Source organism: Hydrocarboniphaga sp. (assembly GCF_028291725.1).
In the GTDB taxonomy this organism is placed as follows: domain Bacteria; phylum Pseudomonadota; class Gammaproteobacteria; order Nevskiales; family Nevskiaceae; genus Hydrocarboniphaga.
In genome coordinates this window covers 1-12719 of record NZ_JAQGNT010000043.1, presented here as the reverse complement: position 1 = coordinate 12719, position 12719 = coordinate 1, and the positions used below count along the sequence as shown (strand labels likewise).

6 protein-coding genes are annotated in these 12719 nt (G+C 64.4%); 4 read left to right on the top strand and 2 right to left on the bottom strand.

The genetic code is table 11. The features are described 5' to 3' along the window. The first annotated feature begins 38 nt into the window (after window positions 1–38). The 4 genes from JWQ90_RS11900 to JWQ90_RS11885 are packed head-to-tail and all read left to right on the top strand — an operon-like array spanning window position 39 to window position 4059. The gene (locus tag JWQ90_RS11900; protein ID WP_299693960.1) at window positions 39–1520 is read left to right on the top strand and encodes a coniferyl aldehyde dehydrogenase; all 1482 of its coding nucleotides are present in this window, start codon (window positions 39–41) and stop codon (window positions 1518–1520) included. Window positions 1521–1560: 40 nt separating this feature from the next. Further along, complete coding sequence (locus JWQ90_RS11895) at window positions 1561–2673, top strand: acyl-CoA dehydrogenase family protein (RefSeq protein WP_299693957.1); 1113 nt, start codon at window positions 1561–1563, stop codon at window positions 2671–2673. After that, complete coding sequence (locus tag JWQ90_RS11890) at window positions 2670–3863, top strand: acyl-CoA dehydrogenase family protein (protein WP_299693955.1); 1194 nt, start codon at window positions 2670–2672, stop codon at window positions 3861–3863. Before JWQ90_RS11895 ends, JWQ90_RS11890 begins: the two co-directional genes overlap by 4 nt. Window positions 3864–3897: 34 nt before the next feature. After that, window positions 3898–4059, top strand: coding sequence for an SEC-C metal-binding domain-containing protein (locus JWQ90_RS11885; RefSeq protein ID WP_299693952.1), 162 nt, complete (start codon window positions 3898–3900; stop codon window positions 4057–4059). Between the two features lie 100 nt (window positions 4060–4159). On the opposite strand, the gene pbpC is transcribed toward JWQ90_RS11885, so the two are convergent. Then, window positions 4160–6475, bottom strand: coding sequence for a penicillin-binding protein 1C (gene pbpC / locus JWQ90_RS11880; RefSeq protein WP_299693950.1), 2316 nt, complete (start codon window positions 6473–6475; stop codon window positions 4160–4162). A 16-nt stretch (window positions 6476–6491) separates the two neighbouring features. Next, window positions 6492–12536: an alpha-2-macroglobulin gene (locus JWQ90_RS11875; protein WP_299693948.1), complete on the bottom strand. Its 6045-nt coding sequence runs from the start codon at window positions 12534–12536 to the stop codon at window positions 6492–6494. Between the last annotated feature and the right edge of the window lie 183 nt (window positions 12537–12719).

Genomic DNA, 12719 nt, shown 5'->3' with positions numbered 1-12719 from the left:
CGTCCAGAAGAAGCGCCTCGTCACCGGAGGAAAGCCCTATGAATGTTGCCGTTTCGCAGCTGCAAGTCGATGCCGAAGCCGGGTTGCTGGAAGTGCTGAAGCTACAGCGGACTGCGTTTCTCCGTGACGGCCCGCCTTCGGCCACCGCGCGCGAAAATCGCATAGACCGGTTGATGCACATCATGCTCAGCGAGGCGGATCGCCTGGTCGAAGCACTGGACGCCGATTACGGCAGTCGTTCGCGCACGGGCTCCTATATCTCGGATGTGTTGGGTCCGCTGCCTGCGCTCAAGCACACGCGGAAGCATCTTCGGCGCTGGATGAAGTCGCAAAGCTACAACGCCGGGCCACTCTCTTTGTTCGGCGGCAGGGCCTGGGTGGAATGGCAGCCGCTCGGTGTGGTCGGCGTGATGAGTCCGTGGAATTTCCCGGTCGGCCTGGCGTTCGCACCGGTGGCAGCGGCTTTCGCGGCCGGCAATCGCGTGATGCTGAAAGTGTCCGAATTCGTGCCGGCGACGTCCGAACTGATGCGAGCTGCGGTCGCGCGGGAGTTCGACCCCGCCGAGCTGGCCCTTATCACCGGCGGCCCCGAGATCGGTGCTGCCTTCAGCCGATTGCCGTTCGATCATTTGCTGTTTACCGGCGCCACGTCGGTCGGACGACACGTGCAGCGCGCCGCCGCCGACAACCTGGTGCCGGTGACGCTGGAACTGGGCGGCAAGTCGCCGGTCGTGGTATCACCCAAGGCGGACCTGCAATTCGTTGCACAGCGGGTGATGGCTGGCAAGTCGATCAACGCTGGCCAGCTGTGCCTGTCGCCGGATTACATGCTGGTGCCTGCGGGCTCGGAAGATGAGCTGATCGCGGCTTTCGAGTCAGTGACTCGAAAGATGTTCCCGACACTGCTGAACAACGATGATTTCAGCTCGATCGTTGCTGCGCGGCACTTCGAACGGCTCAACGGCTATATCGACGACGCGCGGGCCAAGGGCGCGCGGGTCGTCACGATCAATCCTGCGAACGAAGATTTCAGCGGCCAGTCCGCTCACAAGATTCCGCCGACGCTGCTGGTCGGCGTCAATGACGAGATGAAGATCGCGTCCGAGGAAACCTTTGGTCCTCTGTTGTCCATCATCAGCTACCGTCAGCTCGATGAAGCGATCGAGTACATCAATTCGCATCCCAAGCCCTTGGCAGCGTATTACTTCGGCCCGGCGGATGCGGACCGGCGCCGCTTCATCGAGAACACCTATTCGGGGGGCGTGACACTGAATGACGTGATCCTGCATCACAGTGTCGAAGACATGCCGTTCGGCGGCGTCGGGGCCAGCGGCATGGGCAATTATCACGGCCGGCACGGCTTCGAAACCTTTAGCCACGGCAAGAGCATCGTCTCGGCGCCGAAGGCGTTCAGTCCCTTGAAAATGGTGGCCCCGCCTTATGGTGAGCGCATGAAAAAATTTCTGAACTGGCAGATTCGCCGAGAAGCGTCTCAAGTGGAGAAGCGCTTGCACCGCTAGAGGTACCTGGATAAGAGGTACCTGGATAGGAGAGAAAGTCATGAGCACAATCAATGCCGAAGAACGGCAGGCGATCCGCGATAGTTTTCATCGTCTCCTGGCCGAGACCGGCCGGGAAGCGGACGTGCGCCGCGCCATGGCCACGGATTCTGGATTCGATCCTGTCTTGTGGCGCGCCATCGCCGATATGGGAATCCTGGGTCTGTTGATTCCCGCGGACTTCGGCGGCATCGGTGCCGGCGCCGAAGAAATCGAGCTCGTGATGGAGGAAGCGGGCGCGGCGCTGCTCTGTGGCCCGCTGATGTCAAGCGGTGTTCTGGCTGCGAGCCTGCTGTCCTATTCGTCGGACGAGCATGCCAAGGCGAGACTGCTGCCCGCGATCGGCAGCGGCGAGCGCATCGCCACCGTGGCCATTACCGGTGATCGCGGCCTTTGGACGCCCACGGACGTGAGCGTTACCGCTGTGCGCGATGGCGACGGCTGGCGGCTCGACGGAGTGGCCTCGTTCGTCACCGCAGGTACCCAGGCCGACACGCTGTTGGTGATCGCGAAGGCCGGCTCCGGACTGGCCACCTTCGAAGTCGATCGCGGCGCTGCGGGTGTGGCGGTCACCGCGCTCAAGAGCTTCGACCGCGGCCAACGCTTCGCGCGGATCGTGTTCGCATCGGCTTCGGGCGCCCCGATCGAGGGTGCGAACGAGGCTGCGATCGAAAAGATGCTGGACCTCGCGCGCGTGGCGCTGGCCGGCGAACAGGCCGGCGCCACGCGCCATGTGTTCGACATGACGGTCGAGTACATCAAGACTCGCGTGCAGTTCGGCCGCCCCATCGGCGGCTTCCAGGCGATCAAGCACATGGCCGCCGATCTGCTGATCGAAGTTGAATCCGCGACCTCGGCAGCGCGACACGCCGCGCGGGCCCTTGCAGAGGGCATGCCGGACACCGAGGTCCTGGTCAGTCTGGCGGCATTCGTCTGCGCCGATGCCTTCAGCCAGATAGCGGCCACCTCGATCCAGATGCATGGCGGTATCGGTTTCACGGCCGAGCATCCCGCCCATCTGTATCTGCGTCGTGCCCGCGCCGATGCGCAGCTGTTCGGCAACAGCAGCCTGTATCGCGAGCGGTATCTTTCCGCGCTGGAGAAAGCGGCATGACCGACGAAGAATTGCGCCTTGAGGCGAGCGAGTGGCTGGCCAGAAACTGGGACGCAAGGGCACGCAAGTCGAAGTACGACCCCGACGGCGGCCTGAAGGGCTGGCTGAAGCAGACGTTCGATGCGCGCTGGTCGGTGCTGCGCTGGCCCGAAGAATGGTACGGCCGCGGCCTGCCCGATGAGCAGGCCAAGATCGTGGAGCAGGAATTTGCGCGCGTGGGCGCTACCGGTACGGGCCTCGACCGTTCGCATCTTGCCGCGAACACGCTGCTCACATTCGGACAGGACGCACTCAAGCGCGAGTTGCTGCCCAAGTTCCTGACCGGCCAGTACACCAACTGCCTGCTCTACAGCGAGCCGGGCGCCGGATCGGACTTGGCGGCGTTGCGTGCGCGCGCGGACCGCGACGGCGATCGTTGGCTGATCAACGGACAGAAGGTCTGGACCTCCGGCGCCGCGACGGCGGACTACGGCCTGCTGATCGCACGCACCGACTGGGACGCGCCCAAGCACAAGGGCATCAGCTTCTTCTTCATTCCCATGAAGCAGAAGGGCATCGAGGTGCGGCCGCTGCACCAGATTACCGGCGACAGCCACTTCAGCGAAGTGTTTCTCGACAACGCCGTCGTCCCGGCCGGCAATCTGCTGGGCAAGGAGAACGATGGCTGGAAAGTGCTACAGACCGCGCTCGCCTACGAGCGTCTGGTCATGGGCGAGGGCGCTGGCGAGCGTCGCCAGGGATCGTCCATCGACAACAAGATCAGCCTGATCGCGATGGCGCGCGAGGCCGGTTGCATCGACGACCCCTGCATCCGCCAGGACATCGCGCGGGCCTTGGCCTACCGCCAACTCAACGCGCTCAACCTGCAGCGCGCAAAGGCCGAGATGGCGCAGGGGACCTCATCGCCGATCATGTCGCTGGGCAAGCTCGCGATGTCGCGCATCCTGCACGAGGATGCACGCGTGATGACGACGATCCTCGGCGCGTCCAGCGTGCTCGATGGTGCCGAGCATCCGCGCGCAGCCGACGTCAACTATCGCGCGTTCAACGCCTACATGACGTCGATCGGCGGCGGCACTGATCAGATTCAGCGCAACATCATCGGCGAGCGCGTGCTCGGCCTGCCGCGAGAAGTGGAACTGAATCGCGACCTGCCGTTCCGTGAATCGCTAGCCGTCCCCAAGTCATAGCCGCGGCGCGAACAATTTCCGATGAGAGTCATTGATGCAAATCAAAGCTGCCGTCGTCCATGCCAATCGTGGCCCGCTGGTCATCGAATCCATCGAAGTCGACGAGCCCGGCACCGACCAAGTGCTGGTGCGCAACGACCCATGCCCGTGCGGCTCAGCGAGCTTGTTTCAAGAATTGCTGCATGCGGTCCGGTGAGTTCGATGGAGCTGATCGCCATCACTACATGAGGTAAATAACGGGCGGCCAGAAGGCCGCCCGTTATCAGTGGTCGGCAAAGCAGATGACGCTGCAGCCGTCATCGCACCACGGCAACCCGCAGTTCCCGTCGGTCACTACGACCACGGTCGTCCACCACGCTGACTTCGTAGTCGCCTGACTGCTGCGGCTTCCAGCTGAGCGGAGCGCCGCTGCGCGCGCTGCCGACATAGCTCTGATCGACGAACCAGTGCAAGGTGCGGACGTCGCCATCGCTGTTCGCCGACAGCGGTACGGCATCGACACCGAGACGGTCGAGGCGCAGGCTGTAAGTTACTGCCCTGAGCGGCGAGGTGATTGCCGGTGGCCTGCCGGCCTGCACGTCGGATGTGCATTGTCCTGGCGGTGGTGGGCGGCGGCGCGGCATGCCGGCCTGCGCGAACAGGCGTTGCAAATCCGACGGCCAGAACTCGAAGACTTCGCTGCGCACGTAGCGCGCTTCGTACGGCGGACAGGCCTGCGCACCGGTGCGATTGTCGACCCATAGGCGCCGGTGCACGCGACTCAGGCGGATCGGCGACTTGCCGGGAATGAACCAGGTAATCGCAGTCTGCGGGCAATCGGCGTTCGGCAAATCGCCGGAGGCGCTGCATACCTCCACGCGCGTCAGGTTCGGTGGCCGAGGCGGTGGCGGTTCCGGCAAGGCGGGCTGCGCCGCGCGTATCGCATCGACCATGTGGAAGAACAGCGGTGCGGCGGCGTGCAGGCCGACAAAGGCAGGGTTGGAGCTGCCGTCGAAATTGCCGACCCATACCGCGAGTACGTAGGGTCCAAAGATCCCGACGCTCCAGGCATCGCGGAAGCCCCAGGACGTGCCGGTCTTCCAGGCCACCGGCTTGCCGGTACCGACGCCTTGCAGGATCAGATCGTCCGGCCTGGGGTTGTCCTTCAGCATGTCCAGAACCATGAAGCTGGCTTCGGCTGACAGCAGACGCTCGCCATCGTCGAGCCGGTCTTGCGGGCGGTAGCGCAGGCTCTTGAGCAGGCCGCGATTGGCCAGCAGCGCATACAGGCGCACCACGTCCTGCATCGTGATCTCGCCTCCACCCAAGGCCAGTGCGAGGCCGTAGTGCTCACGCGCCGCCAGTGGCCCAACGCCGGAAAGCTTCAGGAAATCGTAGAGATCGGGCTTCGTCAGTCGCGCCGCCAGGCCAACAGCTGGGATGTTGCGCGAGCGCACCAGCGCGTCCCGCGCGGTGATCGGCCCGACGAAAGCGCCGTCGAAGTTCTCGGGGCTGAAAGGGCCGAAGGCAGTAGGCGCATCCTTGAGCACGCTCAGCGGATGGATCAGGCCCTGGTCTAGAGCCAGTGCATACAGAAACGGTTTCAAGGCGGAGCCCGGCGAGCGCAGCGCGCGGGTGCCGTCGACCTGGCCATCAATACTGCCGTCGGTGAAATCAAGTGAGCCGAGCACGGCTCTGACTTCCATGCTGCGCCAGTCGAGCAGCATCGCAGAAACATTGCGGATGCCGACGCGCTGTTCGCGATCGACATAGCGCCGTGCCTCGCGCTGCAGCAGTCGCTGCAGCGACAGATCCAGCGTCGAGCGGATTTCACGCTCGCCGGGCTGTTGCTGTAGCAGCATCGTAGTCAGGTGCGGCGCTTCAAAGGGCAGGGCGCGCGGGCTACGGAAGTGCAGCGCCAGTTGCATCAGGCCGGCCTGATCGGCCGCCTGCGGGTGCTCCGCAAGCCAGCTTGCGAATAGGCGCAGTCGGGCTTGCCGCAACGACGCAGGCTCGCCGGTAGCAGGATCTCGCAGGCCGGGCGATTGCGGAATCAGCACCAGCGCCAGAGCCTGCGGCAACGACAGTGTCTCGGGCTCCCGGCCGAAATAGATCAGGCTGGCGGCACCGACGCCCTGGATGTTGCCGCCGTAGGGCATCAGATTGAGATGCGCCTCCAGCAGATCGTGCTTGGAGTAGCGCAGCTCCAGCCACAGCGCGCAGCCGATCTGGTGCAGCTTGCCGCCGAAGCTTCGTGTGTTGAGCCGGTACAGCAGGCGCGCGAGCTGCATGCTCAAGGTCGAGCCGCCCTGACGCGAGTCGCCGACGGCAGTGCGCAACGCTGCCCGCAGTAACGCGGCAGGATTGACGCCGGGATGGCGGTAGAACGCGCGATCCTCATGTAGCAGCAGGGCGGCGACCAGATCAGGCGACACTGCCTCCAGCGGCGTCCACAGGCGGTACTGCTGATCGCTCGCCAGCGTCAGGCGCAGCAAACGGCCTTGCGCATCGAGCACTGCGGTGGAACTGGGGATGCGCTCGCGCAGCGGCGCGTGCGGCCACAGGCGCAGCACGACGAGCAACGCCAACAGCGACGCCGCAGCTCCCAGTGCCGTCAGCCACCGGCGCTTCATGCCGACGTTCACCGTCTCAAGGCTTCTCGACGACGATCTGGCCGCCGGCCGAGCGTGCTTGCACATTCGGCTCGTACATCGATTCGCCGTACGCAGGTGGCAGCGTGTAAGTACCGGCGTTGGTGGCCTTGATGCGGTAGACGATTTGCCCGATGTCGGTTGACACCTCGGTATAGAACACCACGCGGTCCTCGCGGAAGTCTGCGTACTGCGGATATGCGTTCGTCCCGTTCACGCAAACCGGGCAGACCCAGCGTGTCCAGCGGCTGCGGCCATCACCGCTGTCCTCCTCGTCGTCGCCTTCGCCGTATTCGCTGGGCGTTGGCTCTTCCGATGCGCCGCTGCTCGATGCACGCAGGAACGCCTGCTGGCGCTCCTGCGGCTGCACCACCAATTCAAAGCCACCCGGCAACAGATCGACCAGCGCCGCGTCGGTGATCGTCTGGCGCTCGTTGGCGCGGAACTTCAGGTGAACGTCGATCTCGTCGCCCATCTTCACGGTGCTCACCGGCACGCCCTGCGTGTTGGTGTACTCATGCAGTATTTCGAAGCCCTGTACCAGCGGCGTGTTCGGTACGACGCGCTCGAAGCCGGCCTGGCTGACGATAGTGTAGGCGTTGAGCTTGGCTCCGTTATCGAAGCGCAGCGCCTTGGCGTCGGAGCCGAAGTCCACTTTCGGCAGCAGCGTGTCGGGCAGCCTGAGTGCACGTTGCGTCTTGCCGTCGCGCAGCAGCTCGGTCACCGCGAACTTGGCGTTGATGCCGGATTCGCCTGCGGCCCGCGCGTAGGCATCGAGTGCGAGCAGCGTGGTGCCGGCGGCCAGCGAGTGGTACAGGCCCTGCTGCGTGCGCTTGACCAGGTTGTCCATCATCGACGGAGGCAGCTTGGCCAAACGCTGCGGGAAGTGGCGGGCAGTGAGGAATAGCAGTTGCGCGTCCCAGACCATGGCGTCACGCCAGCGGTCATAGGGATGCGCGCCTTCGAATGCGACCTGGGCGATGAGTTTGTCGGCATCGCGCGTCTGCTTCATCAGTTGCAGTGAGGCCGCGAGATAGGCCACCGCGATATCGCCTCGGCCTTCGTCCTTGTAGCGTTCCTCCAGACGCTGCCTCAGACCCGCGGCTTCGGCGCTCATGACCTGGCCCTGGCGCGTGAGCAGGTACAAGGCGTAGGCGCTGTTGCGCTCGTCTTCGAGGCTGTCGCCATCACGCGAGGCGAGGGTGCGTAACCACTCGTTGCCGTGCTCGATCAGATCGCGCGGGACAGCTAGGCCCAGATCGGCGGCCTCGATCAGACCGTGCTGCGCGTAAATCGAAACGAACTCCTGCACTCCGTCGCTGCCCGGCCAATAGCGATACGCGCCGTCCGCGTTCTGCCTTGAGCGCAGTTCGTCGATCAGCGCAGGCAGATCGGAGCCGGGCGTGGCCTTCACATAACCGAACTCGGGCCGCTGCGACAGCACGATGCCCGGCATCGCCATACTCATCAGCTGTTCGGTGCACGAGTAGGGGTAACGTTGCAGGTAGGCGGTGTAGCCATGGGCCAGCGCCAGCGGGAAGATGGACATGCCGGCCTCGAGTTCGCGGAACTGCGGATACAGCTCGCGCGCGGCGGAAACCTCGATGCGCTTGCTCGGCGCCACGCTGCCGGCCTGCAGCGTCACGCGATAGGGCACGGCCGGCCTCACCGACAGATCGATCTTGCGCTGAGCTGCCTTGTTACCGAGCCTGGACACGAAAACCAAGTCGGCCGACCCGAGCGCTTCGGTCGCCTTGAGCCGAAAACGCGCCGAGGATTCGTGCGCCTCAGGGATCGCCACCGTCTGCGACTTGTCGCCGACAATCTTCAGCCCCGCCGTGGTTTCCAGCGTCACTGCGACCTTCGCATCCTTGCCCGACCCACCGACGTTGTTGGCGACGCCGACGCTGACTTCAAACTCGTCGCCCGGAGCTACCGTGGTTGGCGCATTCGGCGAGAGCACGAAGTCGCCGCGCACCAGGCTCTTGCCGTCGAACACGCCGATGGCCTCATCCGACACGGCTACCGCAAACACGCGCAGCGTGCCGTTGAAGTAGTCCGGTACGGTATACCGCAGCTCACGCTCGCTGGCATCCGCATCGACGATGCCGGACCACCAGGCCACCGGCTTGTCGCCCTTGCGCTTGAACGGATTCAGGTGCTTGGCGAGCAGGTTGTCGCCATCGCCACCCGGCGCGGCGGCCATCGCTGCGTCGCGGAACTCGGGCAGGATCAGGTCGAGGATCTGCCGCGTGGAAACATCCAGCGAGCGCTTCTGGAAGAAATGCGCCAGCGGGTCGGGCGGCTGATAGCGCGCCACCTGCAGGATGCCTTCGTCGACCGCGAACACGACGATGCGCGAAGGCCGGTCAGTGCGATAGCGGAAGCTCGCGGTTTCGCCGGGCTTGAGCTTGTCCGGTATCGCCAGATGCACCTCGTTGCGGCGAGCGCCGAGCGCGATCGAAAACGGTTTCACGCCGTAGGACAGGGGGCTCGTGTAAATCTCGGGCGAACCTGGATCGCGCACGAAGCTGACGCTGACATAGGCATTGCCTTCGATCCCCTCGGGCAGGCGGATACGCTGGGTCGAAGCCGTGGTGCCGGCACGGAACCAGTGCCAGGCATAGACCTTGTCGCGCTCGATGGTAATCAGGCCGGCGCCGGCGTAAGGCGCCGTGATCTGCAGCTCGATTTCTTCGCCCGGTGCGTAGTCGGGTTTGGACAGCGCCAGCTGCAACTCGGCGTTCTTCTCCAGCGAACGCGTCAGGTTGGCGTCACCCGCCACCTGGTAGTCGATCCGCGCCAGCTGCTGGCCGCTGTCGTCGCGCAGCAGATAGGCATAGCTGCCGGGCTCGCTGGTCTGCAGCGGCAGCTTGCTGCCGGCGGCCGCGATGGCTAGCGTGCTCTCCTTCTGTGACAACTCCTTGCGACGCGATTCGTAGCGATAGGTGCCGTTGTTCTGCTTCACCAGCACCGAGGTGTAGACGATCTTCAGCAGTGACAGCTTGAGGCCTTTGACCGAGGTTTTCTGGGCCTTGGGATCGATCGCGATCAGCGACACCGCGCGCCCGACGTTGCGGCCGATGAAGTCGAGGTCGCCGTCGGACTTGTAGCCGACGAGATAGGGCATCGACGACACCAGCTGCGTCGTCTGCACCGCCACGCCGCGGCCGCCATCAGCCTCGAAACCCTGAGCCACGAACTGCAGCTGGTAAGTGGCTTTCTCGAAGCGCTGCAGATTGAGATCGAAGGAGGCGCTGCCGTCGTCGTCGGTGCTGCCATCCGGCAGCTCCTCGTCGAAGCTCTGCCGCGCGACCTGCGGATCGTGGAAGTGGTAGTCACGATAGGCGGCGAAACTCGGGAAACCCGGCGATAGCCGGATCGACGCGGTGACGCGGCGCTGCTGCGCCGGAGTGCCGAATAGATTTTGCAGCGTGATGTTGGCCTTCAAGTCTTGTGGCGACACCCAACCTTCGGTCGATACCGCCGACAGCGCCGCCGACATCTTCATGCGGTCCGGCAGGAAGTCGCGTACCTGCACCTGCAAGGAGCCGATCACGCCGCCCTTGGTGATGGACACGTTGATGGTGTAGTTGCCGGCGGGCGAGGCCTCCTGTGTGCTGTAGCGGATTTCCTCGAAGCCGCCCGCTCCCAGCACCAGCTTGTCTTTCTTGACCACGGTACCGCGCGGGTCGGTGATTTCCATCTGCAAGGGCACGCCCTGGAGCGGCTTCCAGTCCTGCGATTTGATGATGGCGCCGATGCGGATTTCTTCGCCCGGCCGATACAGGCCACGGTCGGAGAACAGATACGCGGTCAATGCATCGGCGTCGGTGGTGTTGGACACGCCGCCGACGTCAAAGCGCGAGAGATCGAGCTGGCGCACGCGCGAGTCGATCGGCATGAAGGAGCTGTCGCCGTCCTTGCGCGCGAGGTACAGCACCGGCTGCTGTTCGCGCGTGAAATCCTTCAGTGAGGCGAAGCGGGCATGGCCCTCGGCATCGCTGGTCTGGGTCAATACCGCTTCGCCGTTGCGGCCCAGCACCGACACTTCCGCGCCGGCCACCGGTGCGCCGCTGTGGATCGACTGCACGAACACGTCCTGCGTACCGTCGAGGTTGCGCTTCACCACCAGGCCGAGATCGGTAATGACGATCAGACGGGTGTCGCCTACGGCAATCTGCTCGCCTTCCTCGTTATAACGATAACGACGGCTGCCCGCCTCGCTCTCCGTGCTCAGCGGCTGGTTGTTTTTCTTGTCCCAGGCCTGCAGGCGCAACAGAAAGATGCCGCGGCGTTCGCCACCCTCGGATTTGAGATAGCGGCCGAGGTCGAGCGTGCTGTAGTTGGCCGTGCCGGCCGGTAGCTCGGGCAGGTTTTCGATCTGCGTCAGGTGTTCGGTGATGTTGCTGGCGTCGAATCGGTAGTTCTGGAATTCCGGGCTGGCGAAGCGGCCTTGAGTCTGCGTCACCAGGTGCTGCAGCTGGTGCGGCAACAGGCGCTCGATCTCCACGCGCATCGCCGGCACGTCGCGTGAGAACAGGTTGAGCCGTTTGGGACCGGACATGGCCATCAGCGAACCTTCGGCCATTACGCGTAGCTCGCGCGGGTACTCCGGTACTTGCAGTACGCGCTCCACCGTGTCACCGAGGCGGAAGCCGCCGAAGGACTTCAGTCCCTTGTCGATGCGCACATAGACGAAGCGCTGCGGATCGGCGGTGAAACTGAAACTGTGCAGTTCGTGGTGTTCGAGTTCCCCCGGCACCAGGGTCAAGGGCAGGGGCTGTGACTGGTCGATGATGCGCTGGTCTAAGCCGGAGCTGGAGGTGCTGCCGCCGATGCACTCGCAGTTATTCCAGTCAAAGGGTCCGCCGCCTGGATGCGAGGCCTCGAAGGCCTTCTGCTTTTCCGCATCCGGATGGCGCGGTGGCAGCAGCCAGGTCTTGATCTTCGGTGCCATGTCCGTTTCCAGCACGCTGTAGGACATGGCGGCCAGCAGCAGTTGGCGCGGGTCGTTGCGCTCGTCGCGCGCGATGACCAGGCTCACGTCGTTGACGCGCAGGCTGTTGATGCCGGGTACCACGACTTCCGCCGTCAGCGGCGCATCCAGCTTATTGCCGCCGCGCGCGGCGTGCACGCCCTTGGCCACGCTCAGTTCCAGCCGCCCCTGTTTCTCCGGAACCGTCAGCTGCGCCGAGTGGACGTAGGCGTTGAGCTTGAGGTTGTCGTAGCTGACGGTGTACGCAACGGCGCCGGCGTCCTGTTCCTGCTCGGCGTCGATGCGTTCAAACAGCTGCAACTTGAGCCGCGATTCGAAGTCGGCAACATCGACCGGATGCGAGAAGTTGAGTGTGAACACCGCCTTCTTGTCCGAGGCGACCACCGGGTGCTGGTAGAACTCCTTGTTGGCCACACTCATCTGAAACGGCGCGGTGCGGACCTTGAACTCATAGCGTTCGAGGTGAACATGCCGCGCGACGAAGCCCTTGCGCGCGAACTCCACATCGTATTCGGCGTCGATCGGCCAATCCTCGGCGGGCCGGAACGCCAGTGTCCGGTCATTGCTCCACGACCAAGTGCCGGAAGGAAGTTTGCTGCCGCCGACGTTGATGCCGGCTTTGGCCGGGTCCAGGATCTTGCCGTCCAGTTCGAGCGGCGCTACCGATTCGGAGAAGCTCACCGTGAGTTCGGCGGGCTTTGCGTCCGATCCGCATTCGTAGCAGGTGCGCGGCAACAGTTCGGGCGCGTAGACGCTGACTTCGACCGGCTTGGGCCGGCTCTGCCACCACCGCCATCCGCCGTAGCTGCCAGCGGCGATCAGTACCACGAGAACCGCGACGGCAGCCGCGATGCGCGGGCTGCGGCGAATCGCCACCATAACCGTCGCGGCCAGCCAGGCGATGCCGCGCTTCAGTGCCGTCAGCCATCCCGGTGCCTGCCAGGAAACCTGTCCGAACAACCTGTGCCCCAGCCAGCCGAGAGCGGCCCAGACCTGCAGCGACCCGCGGACGACCTGCGTCCGCAGCGATTTCCAGAACTTCATCCCTGTTTCCCCCCGGCGTCATTTCGCTCTCAGAGCGATCCAGAACCCTTGCCGCCCTCGCGATAAGCTTAAGCGCACAAGCGCATCGCCAGCGCGCGAGTGCGTGCGCTGGTTCACGATTGCAGCGTCGACTGCGTCCTAAGTCCTAAGGTCTACGAACCTTGATGGAGTCGATCGTCTGGC

Bases quoted from the DNA above. Each gene is read 5' to 3' on its own strand.
- JWQ90_RS11900 (WP_299693960.1), top strand. From the start codon at position 39: ATGAATGTTGCCGTTTCGCAGCTGCAAGTCGATGCCGAAGCCGGGTTG.
- pbpC (WP_299693950.1), bottom strand. From the start codon at position 6,475: ATGAAGCGCCGGTGGCTGACGGCACTGGGAGCTGCGGCGTCGCTGTTG.
- JWQ90_RS11895 (WP_299693957.1), top strand. From the start codon at position 1,561: ATGAGCACAATCAATGCCGAAGAACGGCAGGCGATCCGCGATAGTTTT.
- JWQ90_RS11885 (WP_299693952.1), top strand. From the start codon at position 3,898: ATGCAAATCAAAGCTGCCGTCGTCCATGCCAATCGTGGCCCGCTGGTC.
- JWQ90_RS11890 (WP_299693955.1), top strand. From the start codon at position 2,670: ATGACCGACGAAGAATTGCGCCTTGAGGCGAGCGAGTGGCTGGCCAGA.
- JWQ90_RS11875 (WP_299693948.1), bottom strand. From the start codon at position 12,536: ATGAAGTTCTGGAAATCGCTGCGGACGCAGGTCGTCCGCGGGTCGCTG.